Annotated in this window: 23 protein-coding genes and 1 pseudogene; 10 read left to right on the top strand and 14 right to left on the bottom strand. The window is 34.6% G+C overall.

Going from position 1 to position 22,328, the window contains the following annotated elements:
• Positions 1-74: 74 nt before the first annotated feature.
• The 8 genes from J3D55_RS09150 to J3D55_RS09115 form a co-directional block, all read right to left on the bottom strand.
• On the bottom strand, positions 75-947 hold the full coding sequence (locus J3D55_RS09150; protein ID WP_259130518.1) for a ChaN family lipoprotein: 873 nt from the start codon (positions 945-947) through the stop codon (positions 75-77).
• A gap of 232 nt (positions 948-1,179) precedes the next feature.
• Positions 1,180-2,208 (bottom strand): hemin-degrading factor, encoded by a 1,029-nt coding sequence (locus J3D55_RS09145; RefSeq protein WP_259130517.1) that lies wholly within the window; start codon positions 2,206-2,208, stop codon positions 1,180-1,182.
• A 4-nt stretch (positions 2,209-2,212) separates the two neighbouring features.
• Positions 2,213-2,863 carry a class I SAM-dependent methyltransferase gene (locus tag J3D55_RS09140; RefSeq protein ID WP_259130516.1) on the bottom strand — a complete coding sequence of 217 codons (651 nt, stop codon included), beginning with the start codon at positions 2,861-2,863 and terminating at the stop codon, positions 2,213-2,215.
• Between the two features lies 1 nt (position 2,864).
• Complete coding sequence (locus tag J3D55_RS09135) at positions 2,865-3,635, bottom strand: heme ABC transporter ATP-binding protein (protein WP_259130515.1); 771 nt, start codon at positions 3,633-3,635, stop codon at positions 2,865-2,867.
• A complete protein-coding gene (locus J3D55_RS09130) occupies positions 3,635-4,675 on the bottom strand; it encodes a FecCD family ABC transporter permease (protein WP_259130514.1) in 1,041 nt (346 codons plus the stop codon). Before J3D55_RS09130 ends, J3D55_RS09135 begins: the two co-directional genes overlap by 1 nt.
• Positions 4,659-5,537, bottom strand: coding sequence for a heme/hemin ABC transporter substrate-binding protein (locus J3D55_RS09125; RefSeq protein ID WP_259130513.1), 879 nt, complete (start codon positions 5,535-5,537; stop codon positions 4,659-4,661). Before J3D55_RS09125 ends, J3D55_RS09130 begins: the two co-directional genes overlap by 17 nt.
• A gap of 89 nt (positions 5,538-5,626) precedes the next feature.
• On the bottom strand, positions 5,627-6,712 hold the full coding sequence (locus J3D55_RS09120) for an HmuY family protein (protein WP_259130512.1): 1,086 nt from the start codon (positions 6,710-6,712) through the stop codon (positions 5,627-5,629).
• A 10-nt stretch (positions 6,713-6,722) separates the two neighbouring features.
• Positions 6,723-8,855 (bottom strand): TonB-dependent receptor plug domain-containing protein, encoded by a 2,133-nt coding sequence (locus J3D55_RS09115; RefSeq protein ID WP_259130511.1) that lies wholly within the window; start codon positions 8,853-8,855, stop codon positions 6,723-6,725.
• Between the two features lie 95 nt (positions 8,856-8,950).
• Here J3D55_RS09115 and J3D55_RS09110 point away from each other — a divergent pair, with 95 nt between their 5' ends.
• Complete coding sequence (locus J3D55_RS09110; protein WP_259130510.1) at positions 8,951-9,760, top strand: T9SS type A sorting domain-containing protein; 810 nt, start codon at positions 8,951-8,953, stop codon at positions 9,758-9,760.
• Positions 9,761-9,990: 230 nt separating this feature from the next.
• Positions 9,991-11,265: a T9SS type A sorting domain-containing protein gene (locus tag J3D55_RS09105; RefSeq protein ID WP_259130509.1), complete on the top strand. Its 1,275-nt coding sequence runs from the start codon at positions 9,991-9,993 to the stop codon at positions 11,263-11,265.
• 197 nt (positions 11,266-11,462) lie between these two features.
• Here J3D55_RS09105 and J3D55_RS09100 read toward each other — a convergent pair whose 3' ends face one another.
• From J3D55_RS09100 to J3D55_RS09075, 6 genes and pseudogenes are all read right to left on the bottom strand, one after another.
• Positions 11,463-11,753, bottom strand: a complete 291-nt coding sequence (locus J3D55_RS09100; RefSeq protein WP_259130508.1) for a putative quinol monooxygenase — start codon at positions 11,751-11,753, stop codon at positions 11,463-11,465.
• A gap of 92 nt (positions 11,754-11,845) precedes the next feature.
• Positions 11,846-12,730 (bottom strand): sulfite exporter TauE/SafE family protein, encoded by an 885-nt coding sequence (locus tag J3D55_RS09095; protein ID WP_259130507.1) that lies wholly within the window; start codon positions 12,728-12,730, stop codon positions 11,846-11,848.
• A gap of 122 nt (positions 12,731-12,852) precedes the next feature.
• Positions 12,853-14,094, bottom strand: coding sequence for a sulfate adenylyltransferase subunit 1 (locus J3D55_RS09090; RefSeq protein ID WP_259130506.1), 1,242 nt, complete (start codon positions 14,092-14,094; stop codon positions 12,853-12,855).
• A gap of 111 nt (positions 14,095-14,205) precedes the next feature.
• Positions 14,206-15,115, bottom strand: a pseudogene (cysD, locus tag J3D55_RS09085) (sulfate adenylyltransferase subunit CysD).
• 21 nt (positions 15,116-15,136) lie between these two features.
• Positions 15,137-15,829, bottom strand: coding sequence for a phosphoadenylyl-sulfate reductase (locus J3D55_RS09080; RefSeq protein ID WP_259130505.1), 693 nt, complete (start codon positions 15,827-15,829; stop codon positions 15,137-15,139).
• An 88-nt stretch (positions 15,830-15,917) separates the two neighbouring features.
• Entirely contained in the window at positions 15,918-16,325 is a 408-nt protein-coding gene (locus J3D55_RS09075; RefSeq protein ID WP_047398206.1) for an RrF2 family transcriptional regulator, read from the bottom strand.
• 142 nt (positions 16,326-16,467) lie between these two features.
• On the opposite strand from J3D55_RS09075, the gene J3D55_RS09070 reads away from it, so the two are divergent.
• The 8 genes from J3D55_RS09070 (at position 16,468) to J3D55_RS09040 (ending at position 22,292) form a co-directional block, all read left to right on the top strand.
• Positions 16,468-16,896 carry a DUF4268 domain-containing protein gene (locus tag J3D55_RS09070; RefSeq protein ID WP_259130504.1) on the top strand — a complete coding sequence of 143 codons (429 nt, stop codon included), beginning with the start codon at positions 16,468-16,470 and terminating at the stop codon, positions 16,894-16,896.
• Positions 16,897-17,101: 205 nt separating this feature from the next.
• The gene (locus tag J3D55_RS09065) at positions 17,102-17,671 is read left to right on the top strand and encodes a Crp/Fnr family transcriptional regulator (protein ID WP_259130503.1); all 570 of its coding nucleotides are present in this window, start codon (positions 17,102-17,104) and stop codon (positions 17,669-17,671) included.
• Between the two features lie 204 nt (positions 17,672-17,875).
• Positions 17,876-18,574, top strand: a complete 699-nt coding sequence (locus J3D55_RS09060) for an SDR family NAD(P)-dependent oxidoreductase (protein WP_310466880.1) — start codon at positions 17,876-17,878, stop codon at positions 18,572-18,574.
• A 268-nt stretch (positions 18,575-18,842) separates the two neighbouring features.
• Entirely contained in the window at positions 18,843-18,989 is a 147-nt protein-coding gene (locus J3D55_RS09055) for a hypothetical protein (protein ID WP_259130502.1), read from the top strand.
• Positions 18,990-19,178: 189 nt separating this feature from the next.
• Complete coding sequence (locus J3D55_RS09050) at positions 19,179-20,018, top strand: SDR family NAD(P)-dependent oxidoreductase (RefSeq protein WP_259130501.1); 840 nt, start codon at positions 19,179-19,181, stop codon at positions 20,016-20,018.
• A gap of 140 nt (positions 20,019-20,158) precedes the next feature.
• Positions 20,159-20,536: a hypothetical protein gene (locus J3D55_RS22315; protein WP_310466879.1), complete on the top strand. Its 378-nt coding sequence runs from the start codon at positions 20,159-20,161 to the stop codon at positions 20,534-20,536.
• Positions 20,466-21,074 carry a helix-turn-helix domain-containing protein gene (locus J3D55_RS09045; RefSeq protein ID WP_310466878.1) on the top strand — a complete coding sequence of 203 codons (609 nt, stop codon included), beginning with the start codon at positions 20,466-20,468 and terminating at the stop codon, positions 21,072-21,074. The genes J3D55_RS22315 and J3D55_RS09045 overlap by 71 nt, the downstream gene beginning before the upstream one ends.
• A gap of 87 nt (positions 21,075-21,161) precedes the next feature.
• Positions 21,162-22,292 (top strand): hypothetical protein, encoded by a 1,131-nt coding sequence (locus J3D55_RS09040; RefSeq protein WP_259130500.1) that lies wholly within the window; start codon positions 21,162-21,164, stop codon positions 22,290-22,292.
• Positions 22,293-22,328: the final 36 nt, after the last annotated feature.

Raw genomic sequence — 22,328 nt, 5'->3', positions numbered from 1 at the left:
ATTAGATTTTTCACACTAAAAAACGGGCTAAAACCCGTTCCTATTGATTAAATTTAAGTTCTATTTTAAATTAACTAATACGTCTTCGTCATATCTGCCGGAATAATCAAGTTAAAATCTGTTGGAATATAGTCTTTTTCAGGAACTTTCAATTCCGGGTTTTCGGATTCAAAAACAGAGATTACTGCCATTTTCAGGTTTGGATTTTTCTGTTTAATGTACCAATAGATTCCGCCGAATTCTTTGCTGTGGTAATTGCCATTGTAATGAATGAATGTCTTTCCGGCTTGCATATTTTTCAAAATAGATTCCGCCATTGTTGCGTCTTTTGTCGCCTGAGCCGAAATAAAATTCATCACTTTTGTTCCTTCCGCATGTTCACCCATCATCGCTTTCATTTCAGGATAACCGGGCGTATCTAAAGTAACTTTGATTGGTAATTGAGCGATATAAGCTTTTTCTTTTTCACTTAAGTTATTCAAAGATTCTAAGCCTTCTTTTGCCGTTTGGGAAGCATATTTTCTTGGAATATTGGTGGCGATGAAATTCAGTTTTTTGTCTTTAGCAAAATCAACCAACGGTTTGTAATCTGTCGCATAATTATTCCATAAACGTGCTGAATCTTTCAACGTTTTAGCATCGAATTTTCCGCTTACATATTGATTCAACTGAGACTGATTATCTCTTTCAAACATTTCAGCACCCAAAATAAGCTGTCCGTTTTTCTTTTCAAACAAAGCTTCCGTAATCTTCAGCTGAAGCCAATGATTAATCGAACTGTTATGATTTTCGCCAAAGAAAACAACATCATAATCCGCCAGTTCTTTGACTAATTTTTCAGTCTTTATTTCCTTTCCTTTTTTATCATAAAATTGATAGGCTTTGAAGTCTTGAGCATTGATAGCACCGAAACTTATCAATAATAGGGCTATGAAAATATTTTTCATTTTTATTTTTTTATCGTTTTAGCAACCAGCATTTTTGTCATCCCGTAAGGATCTAGACACGAATCTTTCCAGTTTACTCTCTAATAATTTTGCTTAGATCCCTACGGGATGACAAACTAAGCGAATAAATGGAAATGCTTATGACTTTTGTGGTAACCAAATTTACAATTTTACCTTAAGAAAAAAGCCGCCCTGCAAAAAACAAAACGGCCTCATAAAATCATCTAACTATTTATTTTTCTAACTCAGCTACAAGGTTTTTCCATTCTTGTAACTCAGGAATTCCGGGTTTTCTTTTTCCGAAGAACTGAACGATAAAATCTCCTTCATTATTGAATACTTCGATAGCCGTAACTTCGCCGTCTTCAGTAGGTTTTTTCACGATCCAAGCTTCAGCGATTTTCGTTACATCAAGGTGTAAATTGAAATCAGGATCCATCACATTGAACCATTGTTGATGCCAAAGCGTTTTCTTCACTTCACCTGTGTGAATCTGGATAATCCCTCTGTTTCCAACAAAAACCATGATAGGAAGTCCTTTTTCAGAAGCATCTTCCAAAACGTTTACCACTTTTGCAGTATCGATTTTTTTGGTGAATCCTTCGGGAGCCAATCTTAAAGCCTGTGTTCTGCTTACCCCGAATTTTCTTGTCATCATAAAGAAATCGTGCGTATCTTTCAATTCTGTCCAAGCTTTTTGGAAACCTTCAACATCGATTTCAGAATCAGCTTTTTCTTCAGCTTTTGGAGCTACCGTTTCTAATTCTAACGTGTGATTTTGTTCTTCTGCTTTAAATTTCTCAACAATAGCATCGAAAGCAGCTTCGGTACTGTCTTTTGTTAAATAAATTTTGTGAAGCGCCAAACCGTCTTTTCCGAAGAACTGAAGACTCTTTTTGTCACCTTCCACTACTCCGAAAGCGAATTTCCAATGGTTAAGGAAAATCCTCAAATCGATATCTTCCCCTACGAAAAGCTGTGCGTGAGGACTGCTGAAATCCCCGTTCAGATAAGTCCCTTTTCTCTCGTGAACACACTCGTCGTTGCGCGTAAGAGCCATTACTTTTCCTAATTGTTCTGCTTCAGTTAAAATATCTTTAAATTCGGGCTTTAAAACCGTTACGCCGTTGCCTACGTTTGTTGCTAATAATTCAGCTTCGCTTACACCAAGCTCTACAGCTGCATTTCTGATTCTTAAATGTGGGTTTTCAGCTTTCAGAGCTTCCCATTTTTCCTTCAAATCGTTTACTAATGTGCTCATTATTTTATTTTTTTATGGTTAAAACTGTATAATTTCTTGTTATTGTTTCGTCTCCTGTTTTACTTTTTACCTGCTCTTCTTTTTCGGAGATTTTCATTCTTGTAAAATGACTTTTGGAAACTGTTTCTTCCATTTCATCCGTATTATATAAGGTAAAATCGAATTTTGTGAAAGGCAGTTTTTCCATGAAATCTCTTTGCCCGAAAGTGAGAACAAAAGTTCCGTTGTCTTTTAAAACCCTGTAAATTTCATTTAAATAATCAATGGGTTCTTTCCAAAAATAAACGGTGTTCACGGTAAATATTTTATCGAATTTTTTATCTTCAAAAGGAAGTTTTAATCCTTCATACAAAACAAATTCAGCCTGATTTTTAAATTCTTCATTTAATCTTTTGGCTTCATTATGCATTGTTTCAGAAATATCAATTCCTGTATATTGTATATTTTGAGCTTTATTTAAAATACTTTTAACGTGACCTGCGTTTCCATGTCCTATTTCAAGAACGGTTTCATCGTCTTCTATTAAAAGAGTTTTAATGCTTTCCAGCGTCATTCCGATGTTGGTGGCATTCATCATTTCGCCGATTTCAATCCCTTTTTCACCTTGAGGATTGGCAAGATTCTGCGCTAATATTTTTAAGTTTTCGTTTTCCATATTATCCGAAAATAATCATTGGGTTATTAGTAATTGGATGGTCGCAAATCGTACACGGAAAGTTGTACGCTTCGGTTATATTTTCTGAGGTAAAAACTTCTTCCGGCGTTCCATAAGAAGAAACCCTTCCTGATTTCATTAATAAAATTTTGTCTGCAAACTGCGCTGCCAAATTCAAATCATGGAGAACAACAATCGCCGAATTAGCTTTTTTAGTGAAATTTTTAATGATTTCTAACGCTTTATATTGATGTTTTACATCCAAATTATTCAAAGGTTCATCGAGAAAAACGAGTTTATGGGAAATTTCGTTCTGTAATTGCGCCATCACTCTGGAAAGATGTACCCGTTGTTTTTCACCGCCCGACAACGTATTGTATTCTCTGTCTTTTAAATGATAAACATCCGTTTCATACATCATATTATTCATCGCTTCATGGTCTTCCTGTCTCGGCTGAGCGTCAAAATACGGGTAACGCCCCATCATCACGACATCTTTCACCTCAAGAGGAATATCATTGCTGTTGTGCTGGGAAAATTTCGCCTTGTGTTTCGACAATTCTCTTACTTCCCAATCTCCGATGTTTTTATCTTTAAATAAAACTTTCTGTCTAGATTTTACTTCATTCGCCAAAACGCTCAGAAGACTAGATTTTCCTGCTCCATTCGGACCAACGATTGCTAGAAACTCGCCGTATTCCAAAGAAACATCCACGGCGTCAAGAATATGAAATTCTTTATGTTTATAACTGATCTGGTGTGCCTTTATCATTACAAACTTTTTTTGAATTTAACTAAAATAGCGATGAAAATAGGACCTCCCATTAACGCCGTTAAAATACCGATCGGCAATTCTGAAGGTTCTACAATACTTCTGCTGAATGTATCTGCCGTTAACAGCAAAATGCTCCCAAAAACCGCTGATAGTGGTAAAATAAAGGTATAATTTGATTTAAATAAAAGTCTTAAAATATAAGGGACAATAAGACCTACAAAACCAATCGTTCCTGAAAAAGCCACCGTTGTTCCTACCATTAAAGCGGTAAGAATGATGATTTGTTTCTTCAACCTTTCCACATTAATTCCTAAATGCTGTGCATCTTTTTCACCTAACATCATCGCATTCAATGCCTTACCTTTTGGTAACAAAATGATATAAGAAATGAGTAAAACGATTCCTAAAATAATATTCTTCGTCCAAGTTGCAGCAGCTAGACTTCCTAAATTCCAGAAAGTTAAATCTCTCAACTGATCGTCTTTAGAAATATAAATTAAAAAACCTGTGATAGAGAAACCGATTGCAGTAATTGCCACTCCGCTCAACAACATCATGACAACATTCGTTTTTCCTCCGCTCGTAGAAATTCTATACACCAAAAGCATGGATAACAAAGAACCGATAAAAGCAGAAATACCTACCAACGAAAATTGTACGGCTTCAGGAAGATATTGCTTGAAATGCCCTCCTAAAACGATCGCAATGGCGGCAAGTAAAGTCGCTCCCGATGTTAATCCTATTAAATCTCCCGTGGCTAAAGGGTTTTTAAACAATCCCTGCAAACCTGTTCCTGAAACGGCAAGCATGCTTCCGATAAGAATCGCCATGATAATTCTGGCTGCTCTTACGTCCCAAACTACATATTTATCACTTAATGATAAACCTGAATCTCCTCTGATTACTTTTCCCAACACTTCAAACGCAGATTTACCTCCAAAGTCGTAAACCCCTGTATTAAGAGACCATACTGCTATAATGACAAGCAGTATGGCGCTCATTGTAATGTAAAAGTATAATTTACTTTGTGCTTTCAACTAAAAGTTTGTTTAATCCTACTGCAGCCTCTCCTAATCTTGGTCCGAAACCGGAAATTAAACCTCCGTCCATCGCGATGATCTTCTTATTTTTACCGGCGTTTGTCTGAGAAACACCCGGCATTTTAAGTGCTCCTTCGTTTCCACCTGCACCTTCTAATCCGCTTGTGAAGAAGAATAATACATCAGGATTTGCTTTTACCACCGCTTCCGGAGTTAATGGTTTGAAATCTTCAAAATCTTTTACCGCATTTTCTCCTCCTGCAAGACCGATTAATGCATCCATCGGAGTTTTTGTACCTGAAACCATCAACATATTTCCTCTGGCGTAGATGAACAATACTTTTGGCTTTTTCGCGATAGGCTGGATTTGTTTTAAATCTGCATCGATTTTATCGTTCAATTTCTGATAATCTGTATTTCCGATCGCTTTTGCTACGTCTGCAATTAATTTTTTAGTTCCGTCAACGGTAAATTCTTGCTTGAAAGTTTCAGTTTTGATTCCTGAAGCCTTGATTTTCCCCATTAATTCTGGGTTGATATCTTTATCAGAAGCTAAAATCAAAGTCGGAGAAACCGCCATGATCGGCTCAATCGTCATTGATCTCATGTGACCCAAATCTTTAGCCGTAGCTTTCAAAGAGGCAGGATATGTACTTGTAACGTCTGTTCCTACGATTTCTTTTTCGTGACCTAAAGCAGCTACGATTTCTGTAATTCCGCCATTAAGAGTAACGATTTTATTATTAGATTTTGGTGTTTCTGAGCTAACTTCCGTTTTATTTTCTGTTTTAGCACCTTCTTCTTTTTTACAAGAATACACCGCCATAAGCACAGAAGCCGCAAGAATGAATTTTTTCATGATATACTATTATTTGATTTATTTTTTTAATTAAAGTAATATTTGATTTTTAACTCAAATTTCAAATAGTACTAATAATTACTGATTTTTTACAAAGGTTTGTATTCGAACTGAGGGTTTCCTCTTTCTCCCGTATCACTTTTTGTAAGTCTTGTGAATCTTACCTTAAAGTAATATCCATCGGAATCTTTAATCACATAGAAACGATCTCCGTAGACTTCCAATCCGTTTGTTCCTACAGGATTTCTCCAGTTTGCACCGATTATTCTGTGATCATTGTAAATAAATTTAGACTGATCGATATCTGAAGATTTAAAATTATTATATGCTTCAACACCAGATCCTGAAGTAACAACCACTTCGTATGCTCCAACTCCACCTACATTATTATGGGTAACAAAATCTGCATAGATGTAGCTTCCCGCTCCTGTAATAATATTAGTGAAAACGGTAAAACAAAGATCCCATTTCTTTTTTTCCGGCTGAATAAATACTTCTTTATTGTTTTTTAAGCTAACAAAGTTATAGTTGTAAGCTGTATTTTTAGTAATATTTATTTCTTTATGAGTGTTTGAAGTAAGCTCTGCATATTTCACTTTATATCCATCGCTTGATCTTATAATCTGTACTTTCATCCAACCTCTGCTGTCGCCACCTGTGGAAACAGAACCTACCGGAACTGTACCTGTATAAATTTCTTTACCCATGTTTACCAGATAGACTGCGTTTTCAGAATCGTTTGCTTTTATTTCTTCAATGGCAGTATATCCAGAAGGGAAATTTCCATTAACATCATCAATATAAACTTCGTTAGAAGGGTTAAAATTAGCCACCTGAACCTGATTTTTCAAAGTTGCGACACTTGCATCTGTAACCAGATCTATATCTGTAGCACTAGGAATTTTTCCTGCAGCCATCATAATCGATGAATTTAAAACTACCTTAAAAGCACTTCCAGAATATAATGCAAGATCCCAATCTGTTCTTTTCGTAAGAATTTCCTTTCCTTCACTCAGATCAAACCAAACCTGGTTTGGCTCTGTAGCACCACCAACAAAGGGACTTACGATTGCACCTTCCACAGGAAACACTGCAACAGGATCTTCATTATCATTAATACATGACTGAGAAATAAAAGATGCTCCTACTAAAAGACCAAATAGTATTTTTTTCATTTTTAAAATTTTAAAAATTATAATTTAATCGTGCGAAATAACTTCTTCCATAGAAAAGATTCTGATTATCCGGAGCTGCATTATGTGCATTTCCCGAAGCTATTGAGTTTCTCACACTTGATACATCGAAAATATTTTTAATACCTAAGCTTAATTCTACATGATTGTTAAAGAATGGCTGTGTCACGGTAAAGTTCATCATGTTAAAGTCTCCTACTTCTCCTAAAAAGAATTTTGGCTCTGCAGCAACATTTGCGGTAACTTCCTGAGTATATTGCTTTCTTACCCCGGTATATTTATAATAAAGGGCAAATAATGTTTTTACTTTCGGTAAGGTATAATTCGCTGAAAAATTGGCTTCAGTATAGAAATTATAATCATCCGGAGAAACAATTCCGGCAGCATTAAGAACCTGAGAAATTCCCATTACTGAGACTCCTGCATTTAAAGAGAAATTGTCTTTTCTTGCGGTAACTCCTGCACCAAATAAAAGCGATTTGTATTTATCGATATTTAAATATGTATATTTTAATGGACTGCTACTGATAATAACATCCTGAATTCTGTCTTTCACATCAAGATACATTCCTGATGCACTGAAATTGAATTTCCAAGAATTCGCGGTTGTTGTTTTATAATCCCAAAATAAACCTAATGAATATCCTGTTTCAGGTTTTAGGTTCTCATTACCTCTGATATCGTGGTTGTTATCAACAACATAGGTGTAAAGTTCTTCGTAAGTCGGGAATCTGTTTGAAGATCCGAAAACTGCACGAAGATCTGAATTTTCAGAAGTGCTTACTCTTGTCGTTAATGAATAATTATACTGGCTATCAAATTTATCGCTTAATGCCAATCTTACTCCCGGACGTAATGAAAATATATCTGTCACTTTCCATTCTGCAGAAACGAAATTTGAATAATTAAAAATTGCTTTATTCACATCGGGACGTTCTGATACACTTTGAAATGTAGAAGCATTGGCAAAACCACTGGTTCTGTCTAATTCATATCCAACTTGGAAATTAATCTTTTCATTATCAAGAAAATTACTGAACATTCCTCGTGAATAAAGTATTTTAGAATCGTAATATGTCGATTTGTCTGCTCTTGAAATCTCCTGTCTGTTTGGAACATCATAGACATAATCCTGAAGCTCTCTTTTCTGTGTCTGATAAGAAAAATCACCATTGTAATTTATTCTTCCCAATTTTGTCTGAATATTAAACTGGTGAATCCATCTATTCGTAAAATAATCTTTGTCCTTAGAAATGTAAGTTCTGTTTCCTCCTCCTAAAGGCAAATCTTCTATGATTGGATTATAGAAATTAACTTCTTCACTCAAATAATTGATTTTATAGAAGAAAGATGTATTATTTTTAGAATAACGAACTGCTGCGTTGGTAGATAGCTGATCTTTTGGTAACCATTCGTAGCCTCTATTTCCGTCATTTCCTTCCGTGAAATATTTATAACCATTATATTTGCCTTTGTAACCCTGAAAATCATTATGATTAATATCTGCAGTCACAGACCAGTTATCATTGATCTTATATCCTAAATTCAAAGACTGAACGTGGCGCCCGTTTCCTTTTTTAAACCAATCATAATCTTTTCCTATAGTTTCCTCCTGTAATGAAACCGAAGCATTGATCTTTTTGGAATAACTTTTCTTAGTGATAATATTTATAACACCAGCAACAGCATTATTACCATATTCAACACCCATCGCACCTTTTACAATCTCAATACGCTCAATATTATTTACATTGATTTTGCTAAGATCTACTTGGTTTCCAGCTCCTCTATCGTTTACTACAGGAATATTATCGATAAGAATTTTCGTATAAGCCCCACTTAGTCCCATAATACTGGCATCAGAATCACCTGTTCCGGAATTGGGCTCAATTAAAATATTAAGATTTTGATTAAGAACTTCGGCTACAGTAGTTACTGCCATGTTTTTAATTTGTTCAGCATCAATTACTTCAACTTTATAAATAGATTTATTGATAGATTGCTGCATATATTGCCCTGTGATGACAACCTCCTCTATTTTCTTCTGTTTAAGAGAATCATTTTCCTGTGCATTCACCCATAGAATAGTGGATAAAGATAGAATGGAAAGCACTTTCTTCTTCATAGACGCAAAAATTTTCGACAAATATAGCGCTTTATTTAGAACAATTAAAAATAATTACTTATTTTTGTGGAATAATTCTAAATAAAAATAACGTTATGAAATTAAGACTACTTCTTGGAACTCTAATGCTTACGGCTATTACAGCTAATGCACAAGTAGCTGCAATCAACGAAAATTTTAATAGCTTCACATCTGGAAATACAACATTTCCACAAAGCCAATGGTCGGTAGTACTTCCTACTGCAACGGGAAATCCTGGTCCAATGATGATTGTATTTGATGATGCTGTTACAGCAGGTAATAAGTACATCCAATCTTATTCCGGTGCTAATATGAATACGCCTCAATATTTGGTATCCCCTCAAATCGTAGCTCCAACAGGAAATACAAGCATTTCTTTCAAAGCTCGTAAAAACTCGGCATCTGCACCGGTGAGTATTCAGGTTGGTTTGGCGTCAAGCCCTACAGATATGACTACTTTCGTAGGATTGGGAACTGCGACAATGCTTACAACAGATACTTTCCAGACAATTACAGTTACAGTACCTAGTTCATCTTCAAGTTATTTAGTATTCAGAACAGTAAATGCTGTTCCTGCTCCGCATACTGCTGTTGATATTGATGATGTTGTATATAGTACTACAGCTGTTCTTGCTGTTTCAGATAACGTAAGATCTAAAGAAGAAGTTCAGTTTGCTGTTAATTCCGACAATACAACGCTACAATTCGTAGCTAAAAAAGATCCTAAAAACATCCAGATTTATTCTGCAGGAGCTCAAAAAGTTGCCGGAGGAAAATTATCTGGACGAACATTCGACATCAGCGCTCTTCAAACTGGCGTTTATTATATCATTATTGAAACTGCTGAAGGTTCGGTAGTGAAATCAAAATTCATTAAAAAGTAAGATTTATTAGACCTAACTTACCATTTAAAAGGCTGATTTATGATTTTCATAGATCAGCTTTTTTTATGAATAAAATTTAATAATTACTCTTAAACAGCATCACGACACACTTTTCAAGTAAAAATAAAAGTAAAACACGACAAATGTCATGTTTTTATTTAGAATAGTTAAAAATAAATACATAGTTTTGTGGAATCATTCTAAATAAAGAAATATAACATTAAGATATTATGAAAACAAAATTACTTTTTGCTACAATGCTTGCTTTTGGTGTACAGCAAACTGTTTTATCTCAGGTAGATGCCAACGGATATACTACAGTAAACCTTACAACAGGGGCAAACTATCAAAATCGTGTGTTCTTTGATTTTAGTGCGAATAACGTCGTTTCACAACCTGCAGATTCATGGGATATAGCATTCTACAGAAATTCGAGCATGAATTTTGGATCAAGGGTAAATGACGGTCAGAATATTGAAGTTTATCAGGCTTCAACTGTTCCTACAGAATGGGATAATATCAATATTGCAAATATCGCATCTTGGGGAAGCCCTTTGTATAACCCGGATCAGACAACTTCTCTACAGGATGGAGCTTTCGAACAAGGTACTGCAACCTACGGATGGGGAGAATATAATGTAGGAAACCACCACGTTGAAGGAAAAGTGATCTTTGTTTTAAAATATTTAAATACAAACACGTATTATAAATTTATGATCACTGATTATTTTGGTGGTTACACATTCAAATATGCAAAATGGAACGGTACAACTTGGGATGCTACGCAGACAAAAACTCTTGCAAACGGTACTGATGATGCGTTTTTCAATTACTTCTCTTTCACAACAGGAGATAAAGTTGCCAACTTAGAACCACCAAAAGCAAACTGGGATCTGATGTTCACAAGATACTGGACTTTTTATATGAATATTATGATGTACAGATTATCCGGAGCCATCCAAAGTCCGAACGTTTCTGTGGCAAAAGTACAACCTGAAACTCAGGAGACGACAACAGCAATTCTTCCCGCTACGGCAGCATTTTCTAATAATCTTACCACAATCGGTCATTCCTGGAAACCTACAACGGGAATTTACAGCGATGTAGTTTATTATATTAAACAAGGATCTGAGTATTATAGAATGTATTTCACTCAAAATGGTGGTGCTTCGACAGGAAATATGTACTTCAAATACAAAAATATCACGTCATTTTTAGGAACTACAGATATCGCCAACAAGAAAGCTTCTTTCGGAATTTATCCAAATCCGACAACGGCTGACAAACAGGTAACCGTTTTATTTGATGTTAAAGAAAAAGTAAACAGCAAAGGTAATGTAGAAGTTTACGATCTCTCAGGTAAAAAAGTATACACTACAGAATTAACGAATCAGACAGGTTTCTATAAGCAGGATCTCAATCTTTCTCACCTTTCTTCAGGAAATTATTTAGTAAAAATTACTTTCGGAGGAAGCACAGAAACTAAGAAACTGATTGTAAAATAGGTACAAATGAATAGTGAATAAATCAACAAACCAATTCATGATTCACAAAAATAAATTTTAATACTTTCTATTTTTTCTAATAAAAGGCTGCTCATAATCTTGAACAGCCTTTTATATTTTTTATGTAAAATTTAGATGATAGATTAAACGTTCGCAAGAACTTCCCTCTCCCAGCTTCCAACATCCAGCCTAAAAACCTACAACGTTTTAAATCCTTTAAAAACCTGAGTCGAGCTTTCAAGCATTTTTGAAACATCTCTTCTGAAATCCAACAAATGATCTTGTCCGTTGTGACGGTTCAGATGTTCCTCGCTTTCCCACAATTCTACCATGAAAAAAGTTCCTTTATTGTCTTTATCTTCGATAAGATCATATTGCAGACAGCCTTCTTCCTTTCTGGTTTCTCTTACCAAAGCCTGAAAAAGTTCCACCGCTTCCATCAAGTAATTTTCATTAAACTTGAAAAGCGCAACTACATGTAAATTCATTGTTATTTTTTTAATGATGTAAAAGTAGAATATTTTCAAAACCGAAAGTGTTTTTACTCATCTTATTTTTCCACATTTAAGAGAAATTATCATTAAAAAACAGATTTATAGATTGTTATTGAACTCATAATGATCACCAAAGTTCCGATTACTATAAACATACTTTTCACAGGAAGTTTTGCCGTAAGCATTGCAGAAAATGGTGCGGTAATAATTCCGCCGATCAAAAGCCCTAAAATGATACTCCAATGTTGGATTCCTAATGTAAAAAAGAAAGTAATTGCTGCCGTTAAGGTTAAAATAAATTTCGCAACTGTAGAACTTCCGACTGCAAATCTTGGAGTGAAGGAATTTTTAATTAAAGTTCCTGTTACCAACGGTCCCCATCCGCCGCCTGCAAACGCATCGATGAAACCGCCAATGGCACCCAATCTCGTTAAATTCGTTTTCCTCTTTAATTTTTTACTCTGTCTTTCCTTAAAAGCATCCGACAAAATCTGAATTCCAAGGTATAACGTATAAAAAGAAATAATGGTTTTCGTAATTTTAGAATAATATTCGCCCAGATAAGTCAGTGAAACCGCTCCGATAATCGCTCCGAAAATGGCAGGAATTGCCAGTTTTTTCACCAAGCTTTTACTTACATTTTTCAATTTGATATGACTGATACTTCCGGCTGCCGTCGTAAAACTTTCCGCAGAATGAATACTTGCACTTACCGCATGCGGAGGAATTCCCAGGAATAAAAGTGTCGTTGTGCAAATCACACCATATCCCATTCCCATTGATCCCGCGACGATTTCAGCGAAAACTCCGACCAACATCATCCAATAAAAAATGTAATTATCTTTCGCTAAAACGTTTAAAAGCTCATCGAGATAGCCAATTTCGTACATCGAAAAGACCGCGATAAAAAGTATAGCGATGGTGACCAAAAACACATTTAATCTTATCTGAACTTTTCTTGTAATTACCATGTTATTAAGTTTTCCTGAAGTGTCATTTGAACAATAAAGAGCAATTAAATAGTTAAAAATTTGATATTCTTAAATAAGCTTAATTTCTTAAATCTTGATGGTTCAAAAAAATATTTATTAAATTATAAAATCATTACAGCTCCAACAGTTGAGTTGCTTGTCTCGTCGATCAAAACAGCATTTCCCGTTGCATTGCTCTCTTCAAAACTGTCAAAAACCAGTGGTGAAGCTATTTTTAAACGAACTTTTACAACTTCATTTAATTTTACACTTTCAGAAATTGGCGTTTTTTCTAATGTATTGACATCAATTTTATAATCGATTTCCTTTACAATAGCTTTTAAAACCTTGCTTTTATGTTGAATAAAATATTTATTCCCTTCATTTAATTCCTTTTTATCAAGCCAGCAAACGACCGCTTCAATTTCATTTTCAACCTTCGGAAGATGATCGGTTTTAACTAAAAAATCACCTCGACTGATATCAATATCATCTTCAATATGAATGACAGCGGGCTGATTCGCGAAAACAGAATCCACTTCTTTTCCGCCCGTTTCTATCTTTGAAATTTTAGTCTGAATATTTTGTGGAAGAACGGTAATTTCATCGCCTTTTTTATAAACTCCCGAAATCACTTCTCCCGCGTAACCTCTGTAATCATGCAGTTCATCGGTTTGCGGACGAATTACATATTGCACCTGAAATCTTGGACTTTCAAAGTTTTTGGATGAATTAATTTCAATATTCTCAAGGAAATCCAACAAAGTAGAACCTTCGTACCAAGCCATATTTTCAGATCGATCGACAATATTATCACCATGAAAAGCAGAAATCGGGAAATAATGAATATTTTCTAATCCTAATTTCTTCGCAACCAATTGATATTGAGCCTTAATATCGTTATAAACCTCCTCAGAATACTCCACCAAATCCATTTTATTGATCGCAACCACCACATTTTTCATCTTCAATAAAGAAGCAATAATCGAATGCCTTCTGGTTTGTTCGATCACGCCTTGTCTCGCATCGATCAGAATAACAATCAATTGCGAATTGGAAGCACCTGTAATCATATTTCGAGTATACTGAATATGTCCCGGCGCATCTGCAATAATGAATTTTCTTTTCGGCGTCGAAAAATATCGGTAAGCCACGTCAATCGTAATTCCCTGCTCTCTTTCTGCTCGTAAACCATCCGTTAAAATCGCAAGGTCTACTCCATTTTCGTTTTTATTTTTCGATTGCTTTTCCAACGCTTCAAGCTGGTCGATCAATATATTTTTACTGTCGTACAAAAGCCTTCCGATCAGGGTACTTTTCCCATCGTCTACACTTCCCGCCGTTATAAATCTTAATATGTCCATATTTATTAGTAATGAGTAATTGGTAATGAATAATTTAATTAAGGTTGAGATTAAGGTAAAGGTTGAAACTGAATTCTATAAACTTCAAGCTTCCTTCATCCAACTTCCAGCCTAAAAATATCCTCCTTTCTTCCTGTCTTCCATTGCGGCTTCCGTCACTTTATCATCAATTCTTGTTTCGCCACGTTCGGAAATTCGGGAAGCAGTAATTTCACTCACAACCTCATCCAATGTTTCCGCAGAACTTTCAACGGCTGCAGTGCAAGTCATGTCTCCGACGGTTTCTGTAGCGAACTCTTTTATTCACAATCTCATCATTTTCATCAATTTGAATAAAATCAGAAACGGCAATTAATTGTCCGTCAAACTCAATCACATCACGATCATGAGCAAAATAAATCGGAGGAAGTTGTATATTTTCTTTTTTGATATAATTCCAGACATCGAGTTCCGTCCAGTTGGAGATCGGGAAAACTCTTACATTTTCACCTTTGTTGATTCTTCCGTTGTAGATATTCCACAATTCGGGACGTTGTAATTTCGGATCCCATTGCCCGAACTCATCACGAACAGAGAAAAAACGTTCTTTCGCTCTGGCTTTTTCCTCATCTCTTCTCGCTCCGCCAATACAGGCATCAAACTGAAATTCTTCGATCGTATCTAATAAAGTATGGGTTTGCAACCAGTTTCTCGAAGCAAATTTTCCTTTGGGTTCCGTTAAATTTTTAGCCTTAATTGTATCTTCAACCTTTCTTACAATCAATTCTGCACCTATATTTTCTGCTAAATAATCTCTGAACTGCAATGCTTCCGGAAAATTATGTCCCGTATCAATATGCACCAACGGAAACGGAATCTTCATCGGAGCAAAAGCTTTCTTCGCTAAATGAACCAATGTTATAGAATCTTTTCCGCCACTGAAAAGCAACGCAGGTTTTTCAAACTGAGCCGCAATTTCCCTCATAATATAGATACTTTCGGCCTCCAACTGTTCCAGATAGTCTAGTTTATATGTACTCATTTTTAGTTTAAATTTTTTGAATTAATGCGTATGCAGACCGCATTCTTTTTGTGAACTTTCCCACGACCAACGTCCGGCGCGAGGATTTTCTCCTTCTTCGATTGCTCTTGTACAAGGTTGACAACCGACACTGATGAAACCTTTTTTGTGTAAAGACAATTCCTGAACTTTATTTTGTTCTAAATAATCTAAAACATCTTGGTAAGTCCAGTGAATTAACGGATTGTATTTGTATAATTTTCGGTCTTCATCCCACTCGATGATCGGCATATTTTCTCGGTTTTCGGATTGTTCGGAACGTAAACCTGTAATCCAGATTTTTGCATTTTCCAATGCTCTGTTTAAAGGTTTAACTTTTCGGATAAAACAACATTCCTTCCTGTTCTCCACTGAATGATAGAAAGCATTAATGCCTTTTTCATTCACATATTTTTCTACATCAGAAGCTTCCGGAAAATAGACTTCCGTTTTAATTTTATATCTTGAATTATTTTGTGAAAGTAAGTCGTAATGCTCATAGAAAAGTCTTCCTGTGTCTAACGTGAAAACTTTTATCGGCAATTGATTTTTGAAAATGATATCGGTAATCACCTGATCTTCCTGACCAAGCGACGTGGAGAAAACAACTCCATCCGAGAATTTTGATGAGATAAATTTCAGTCCCTCCTCTGCTGAAAGTTGCTTCAGTGTATCTGCATCTTCTTTTGAAATCATAATTTGTTCATTTGAAGTACTGCAAATATCAGATAAAATAATTATCCTACCAAACAAGTAGACTACTTATTCAAAAAAAAGGATCAGATCAATCGATCAAATCCAGTAACGTTTTTTCTTCTAATATCTTAAGGGAAGCATCACGAACTTCTATCAATACATCATGTAAACTGCAGTGATCCTCGTTGCAATCGTCACATTTTTCGTAAAAATTCAAGCTTACACAAGGAAGAAGCGCAATCGGTCCATTCACTAAACGGATAATTTTGGCAAGTTTTACATTTTCAGGATTTTCTTTGAAAAAATATCCTCCGCCTTTTCCTTTTTTACTATCAAGAATGTCTGCTTTTTTTAATTCAAGCAAGATATTTTCTAAAAATTTTAAAGGAATTTTCTTGCGTTCCGCGATTTCAGAAATAAGAATTGGTCCGTCATTCCTTCTTTCTACAAGATATGACAGCGCCTTAAAAGCATATTGAGATTTTTTAGACAGCATTACAACAAAAGTAAGAAAATAGTTTGATATGTATAATGTTGAGTATGGAAGTTGGAAGATGGGCGCTGGAAGCCTTTAAACCACATTATTGGCTTCCATTTTCTCACTTCCATTTTCCAGCCAAAATCCCTATTTTTGTTCCATGTTCAGTAAACAGGAAGCACAGCAATTAAAAAAGGAATTTTGGACGGCTTTTGGAAAGTCTTTTCCCAGAAAATGGATTTTGTATGACACAAAAGTGAAAGATTTTTCATTTAAATTCAATGCAGACAATAAAAAAGCGGAAGTTTCTTTGGATATAGAAATGAAAGATGAAATTTTCCGAAATGCTTATTATGAAAAGATCTGGTCGTTGGAAGATATTCTGAAAGATTTTATAGGAGATTTTCAAAAAGAAGAATTTTTTACCCTAGAAAACGGAAAAGTGATCGCAAAAATCTGGACTGAAAAACACGGAGTTTCTATTTTCAATAAAAATACATGGCAGGAAATTTTCGAATTTTTTATAGAGAAAATGGATAGTTTTGAAAGGTTTTATTATGAATATGAGGATTTTATAAAAGACGTTTAATAATTATGATTCTTGAAATTATAGCAGAAATTTTATTTGAATTAATCTTTTTCAAACTTCCTGTTTTTATTTATAGGAAAGTTAAACTGCTTTTCAGAAAGAAAGATAAAATCAAAAAGAATAAGGTAATTTTAAAATAATAAACCTTTCAGCTTTTTTACCAAATGACAAATGCCAAAAAAAATACTTTAGCTAACTTGCATTTATGAAAGAACTATTCGATTTTATATTAAGATTCGGAAACCTCAACCAGCAACAGATGGATTTCATTGCAAGTAAGGCAACAGAAATGGATATTCCAAAAGAGGAGTATTTTTCTGAGGCAGGAAAAATTGCGAAACAGGTCGGGTTTGTTGTCGACGGAATTCTTCGGGTTTGTTACTACAACAATAAAAGCGAGGAAATCACAAAATATTTCATTGAAGAAAATAATCTGGTTGTAGATTTGGAAAGTTTTGATAATCAAATTTGCTCAAGCGCTTATGTTCAGGCGGTGACAGATTGTAAGCTCATTGTTTTTCAAAGAAAAGACTGGCTGGAACTTTTACAAACGATCGTCGGATTCGATGCGATTGTTCATAAAATAATCTCAAGAGCTTTAATGCAGAAAGTAGAAAGAAGAAGTCCGCTGGTTTCGGAAGATGCGACAACACGCTATCTGAAATTTCTGGAAATATATCCTACTGCTGTTAACCGCATTCCGCTTTCGTATGTTGCTTCTTATTTGGGAGTTACGCAACCTTCATTAAGCAGAATCAGGAAGAATGTTAAGTAGGCTGGAAGTTAGAAGATGGAGGCTGGAAGACAATGAAAACCAAACATCCTTTATTCTCAACAGCTTCGAGCTTCCATCTCCCAACTTCCAACTTCCAACTTCCAACTTCCAACTTCCAACTACAAAAAAAATTCTCTTTTTACCAAATGGCAAATGTTATCCTATTTAATTGACGGAATTTTACATCATCAATTAAACAAAAAAATGAAAACAGTATTAATTACAGGAGCCAACAGAAGTATTGGTCTTGAAACAGCAAAACAACTTTCCGAACAGGGATTGTTCGTTTATTTAGGAAGCCGTAATCTTGAAAACGGTGAAACTGTCGTAAAAGAATCAACGGAAAAAGGATTCCAAAATATCAAAGCTATTGAAATTGACGTTACCAATCCTGAATCTATTGAAAAAGCAAAAAACATCGTTGAAAACGAACAGGGAAAACTCGATATTCTGATTAATAATGCAGGAATTCTCGGTGTAAATCCTCAAACAGCAGTTGAAACTTCTGTTAAAGATATTCAGGAGGTTTTCGCTACTAATTTCTTCGGAGTGATCAGTGTTACACAGGCTTTTTTAGATTTGCTTAAAAAATCGGACAGTCCGAGAATCAGCAATATAACTTCAGGACTTGGATCTTTAACCTTGCACAGCGATCCGACCTGGAAATATTACCATGTAAAAGCCGCAGCTTACGGACCATCAAAGTCAGCTTTGAACGCTTATACAATCGTTTTGGCTTATGAACTAAGAGAATTGCCCTTCAAAGTAAATGTGATCGATCCGGGTTATACCGCAACAGATTTCAATCATCACAGCGGACCTGGTTTCTGTAGAAAGTGCAGCATCGTTTATTATCAAACATACTTTAACAGACGAAAACGGACCAACCGGACTATATTTTAGTAATGATATTGAGGATGAAACTGGGATTAGTCCTTGGTAAAAATGATATTTAAAATTAATAAAGAGAGGCTTTCGGGTTTCTCTTTTTGAGTTTTAATAAAGATTATATTTAATCAAAATAAATCTTAAATTTATACTGATGGAAGATTTTTAATTGAACTAAAAATCTATTTTGGTCTCAGTTCGGGATAAGAAATTGCAGAAAAGAATATTAATGAAGATATAATTGTTCATCATCACGAAAAATTTAATGAATTAAAAAATTATTATGACACAAGAAGATAAAAACGAAAGAAAAATTAAAATTTTACAAGGGCTTGAGAAAGCTTATGAAAAAATGCTCGATTTTAAAAGAAGGAATAACAGTGAAGTTGTTGTCATACGAGAAAATAAGATTGTAAAGATAAAACCTTGATATTGATTCATTAAAGATACAAAAGAGAGGCTTTCGGGTTTCTCTTTTTGCTTTGATATTTGAAAACCATTGTTAATAATTAAAAATTCATTCACGATTTGAATACATCATTTGTTGATTGAGCTACTTTTTCCGTTTCACAACTTTCCATCTTTGTACCATCATTTAAAACAAAAAAATAGTTAAAAAATGGAAACAAAAAAAGTATGGTTCGTGACAGGAGCTTCAAAAGGATTGGGATTAGCTTTAGTTAAAAAATTATTAGAAAACAATTATCGTGTCGTTGCTACAACGAGAAATTCTCAATCATTAATCTCTGAAATCGGAGAAACATCTGAAACATTTTTACCGCTTGAAGTTAATTTAACGGATAATGAGGATGTAAAATCAGCAATTTCAAAAAGTATTGATCATTTCGGACAGCTTGATGTGATCGTCAACAATGCAGGTTACGGACAAATCGGAACATTGGAAGAACTTTCCGACAAAGAAGCCAGAGCGAATTTCGACATTAATGTTTTTGGAACATTGAACGTCATCAGAAACGCAATGCCTTATCTTCGTCAACAAAAATCAGGACATATTTTCAATATTTCTTCGGTTGGAGGTTACAATGCAAATTTTCCGGGTTGGGGAATTTACTGCGCTACAAAATTTGCAGTTGCCGGACTTACAGAATCTCTGGCAGAAGAAATTAAAGATTTCGGAGTGAAAGCAACGGTTGTTTATCCAGGATATTTCCGCACCGATTTTTTAAGTAAAGATTCTGTAAAAACACCTGAAAATGCTATTCCGGATTACGAAGCAGCAAGAAATTCTCAACAAGCTCATCTTGACGAAATGAATGGAAATCAACCCAATGATCCTGAAAAAGGTGCAGAAGTCTTGATCCGGATTAGCAAAGAGGAAAATCCGCCGGTACATTTGTTATTGGGAAGTGGGACGCATGAGTTTTTGGATCATAAGATTGATATCATTAAAGGAGATGCTCAGAAGTGGGAAAGTTTGACGGTTTCAACTGCTATTTAGTTCTAATTCCTACTTTGTTATGAGGTTCTCAAAGTCTTTTTCAAAACGAATTGTGAAGATCCTTCGAGAGCCTCAGGATGACAGTGCTAATACTAAACTGTCTAATTCAAATTTCAAATTAATTAAATAACTTAGCTATTATGAAACAGACATTTCGTTTTAATTCTATTTCTGAATTTCATGCTTTTTGTAATCTTCCGAATCCGGAACATCCGTTGATCAGCCTGATAGATTACAGTAAGGTCAATTATCCTACGGACGACAGCGAACTGAAATGGATACAGAATTTTTATTCGATCGGCTTGAAACGGAATGTCAATGCTAAGTTCAATTACGGGCAGCAGGAATATGATTTTGATTCAGGGGTTTTGTGTTTTGTTTCTCCGCTTCAGTTTTTGAAACTTGAAATAAAACCGGAAATTAAAGCAGAAACCGACCGGCTGGTTATTGGTCATTCACCCCGATTTCTTTTGGAATACTCCACTGGCAAAAAAGATAAAATCTTACGACTTTTTTAAATATACTGTTACCGAGGCACTTTTCCTTTCCGATAAAGAAGAAAAAATCATTCTCGACATTCTTCAAAATGTTGAATCTGAATATCAGTCTAATATTGATAAATTCACACAAGAATTGATTGTTGCGCAGATTGAAAGGCTGCTTATTTATTCCGAAAGGTTTTATGAGCGACAGTTTTTTACGCGAAAAAAATCGAGTCATGAATTGCTGGAAAGGTTTGAGCAGGTTCTCTCCCAATATTTTGAAAACGGAAATCTGGTAGAAAATGGAATTCCTTCCGTGAAAACCATCGCCGAAGAAATGAATATTTCTCCCAATTATCTGGGAACTTTACTACGTCTTCATACCCAACAAAACACGCAACAGCATATCCAGAATAGATTGATTGATTCTGCGAAAGAACGTCTGAGTACAACTCATCTTTCTGTGAGTGAAATTGCTTATGAATTGGGATTTGAGCATCCGCAGTCTTTTAGTAAGTTGTTTAAGCAGAAGACTAAGCAGTCGCCGGGGGAATTTAGGAGGTTGTTTAATTGAGTATGGGGAACTTTACGGTTTCCCTTTTTCATGTTAAATAGTTTTTTGATTAATTTTAAATATATTTGAAAAAAACTATACCACAAAATGGATATAAGAAAACATGACTATTTTTCCAATGAAGAAATTCCAGAGGAGGAAAGAAGAAATAATGCATTTCAAGCTGTAAATGCAATTAGAGAATCTATTACTCTTGCTAAAAATTCATCTTTATCAATAACTTATGAATTTGCATTTGGTATTATTCATGATTTGGATAAAAACTTATACGACTCAATTATAAATCTACTTATTTCAAAAAATGAAAATGAAATTGTAAAATACTATAAGGAAAAAGCAGAAGGCTTAAGTTCAGAAGAAAATATCATTAATCCAACAGATTTAATACAAAAAGAACTTGACGAACTAGAATTAATTTTAAAGACCAAGAAAGAAAATAATACTTACTTAAGAAAAAGGAAATTTGGACTAATAGCCGCAAAAGAATACTTTAACCCTAGAAAACAATCGGAACATAAAAGTTTAAATCATGATTTTTACTTAAGATCTAGAGATGATTTTTTTGGAAAACCAATTTATGAAACAGACAATTTTAAAGACTACCAAATAACTAAAGACAAAGTTCTTCGATTACGATTACTACATCCCGATAAAGATGAGGCTATTTTAGGGGTTGATTTAATTTATGAACATTTTGACATGCGTTTGGAAATTGTCAGATTTGCCCACATGCAATACAAGACATGGGATAATAATGTACTTTATGCATCTTCATCTAGTAATATGAAAGCTCAATTATTAAAAATGAAAACTAATATTTGTGATTCTAATTATTGCAAGGGCTCTGAAGACTCACGAAGTGAGTATCGATTCCCATATTGTTCTGCTTTTTTAAGACCAACTTCTAAACTTCAAGCAAATGACAGTAAATTAATTACTTCCGGCTACCATGTTCCACTATGCCAAGCTTTAATCCTCTTAAATAAAGAAGGTAAAATAACTAAACAATTAATTAAAGATAAAAGTATTAAAGGGAGCATCTTTGAAGAATTATTTATTAATAATATTGCTGGAAGTAGATGGATTTCAATTGATGATTTAGAAAATTTTTATCTAGAAAAAGGAATAGTCTCAAATATAAATACAATAAGAATTCATGCACAAGAAGTTGATACTTATGGCGAATATGATCGAATTAAAGATGAAGATAGAGATTAGAAACCATATTTCAAAAATTCTGAAATACTATTAAGT

It is taken from the genome of Chryseobacterium ginsenosidimutans (assembly GCF_024807225.1).
GTDB lineage: Bacteria > Bacteroidota > Bacteroidia > Flavobacteriales > Weeksellaceae > Chryseobacterium > Chryseobacterium ginsenosidimutans.
This window is presented reverse-complemented; position numbering and strand designations above follow the sequence as displayed.

Coding starts and splice junctions, on each gene's coding strand:
- J3D55_RS09050 (WP_259130501.1), top strand. CDS start 19,179: ATGGAAACAAAAAAAGTATGGTTCGTGACAGGAGCTTCAAAAGGATTG.
- J3D55_RS09150 (WP_259130518.1), bottom strand. CDS start 947: ATGAAAAATATTTTCATAGCCCTATTATTGATAAGTTTCGGTGCTATC.
- J3D55_RS09065 (WP_259130503.1), top strand. CDS start 17,102: ATGAAAGAACTATTCGATTTTATATTAAGATTCGGAAACCTCAACCAG.
- J3D55_RS09055 (WP_259130502.1), top strand. CDS start 18,843: ATGACACAAGAAGATAAAAACGAAAGAAAAATTAAAATTTTACAAGGG.
- J3D55_RS09145 (WP_259130517.1), bottom strand. CDS start 2,208: ATGAGCACATTAGTAAACGATTTGAAGGAAAAATGGGAAGCTCTGAAA.
- J3D55_RS09120 (WP_259130512.1), bottom strand. CDS start 6,712: ATGAAAAAAATACTATTTGGTCTTTTAGTAGGAGCATCTTTTATTTCT.
- J3D55_RS09135 (WP_259130515.1), bottom strand. CDS start 3,635: ATGATAAAGGCACACCAGATCAGTTATAAACATAAAGAATTTCATATT.
- J3D55_RS09070 (WP_259130504.1), top strand. CDS start 16,468: ATGTTCAGTAAACAGGAAGCACAGCAATTAAAAAAGGAATTTTGGACG.
- J3D55_RS09060 (WP_310466880.1), top strand. CDS start 17,876: ATGAAAACAGTATTAATTACAGGAGCCAACAGAAGTATTGGTCTTGAA.
- J3D55_RS22315 (WP_310466879.1), top strand. CDS start 20,159: ATGAAACAGACATTTCGTTTTAATTCTATTTCTGAATTTCATGCTTTT.
- J3D55_RS09105 (WP_259130509.1), top strand. CDS start 9,991: ATGAAAACAAAATTACTTTTTGCTACAATGCTTGCTTTTGGTGTACAG.
- J3D55_RS09110 (WP_259130510.1), top strand. CDS start 8,951: ATGAAATTAAGACTACTTCTTGGAACTCTAATGCTTACGGCTATTACA.
- J3D55_RS09125 (WP_259130513.1), bottom strand. CDS start 5,537: ATGAAAAAATTCATTCTTGCGGCTTCTGTGCTTATGGCGGTGTATTCT.
- J3D55_RS09090 (WP_259130506.1), bottom strand. CDS start 14,094: ATGGACATATTAAGATTTATAACGGCGGGAAGTGTAGACGATGGGAAA.
- J3D55_RS09140 (WP_259130516.1), bottom strand. CDS start 2,863: ATGGAAAACGAAAACTTAAAAATATTAGCGCAGAATCTTGCCAATCCT.
- J3D55_RS09040 (WP_259130500.1), top strand. CDS start 21,162: ATGGATATAAGAAAACATGACTATTTTTCCAATGAAGAAATTCCAGAG.
- J3D55_RS09080 (WP_259130505.1), bottom strand. CDS start 15,829: ATGATTTCAAAAGAAGATGCAGATACACTGAAGCAACTTTCAGCAGAG.
- J3D55_RS09075 (WP_047398206.1), bottom strand. CDS start 16,325: ATGCTGTCTAAAAAATCTCAATATGCTTTTAAGGCGCTGTCATATCTT.
- J3D55_RS09115 (WP_259130511.1), bottom strand. CDS start 8,855: ATGAAGAAGAAAGTGCTTTCCATTCTATCTTTATCCACTATTCTATGG.
- J3D55_RS09095 (WP_259130507.1), bottom strand. CDS start 12,730: ATGGTAATTACAAGAAAAGTTCAGATAAGATTAAATGTGTTTTTGGTC.
- J3D55_RS09100 (WP_259130508.1), bottom strand. CDS start 11,753: ATGAATTTACATGTAGTTGCGCTTTTCAAGTTTAATGAAAATTACTTG.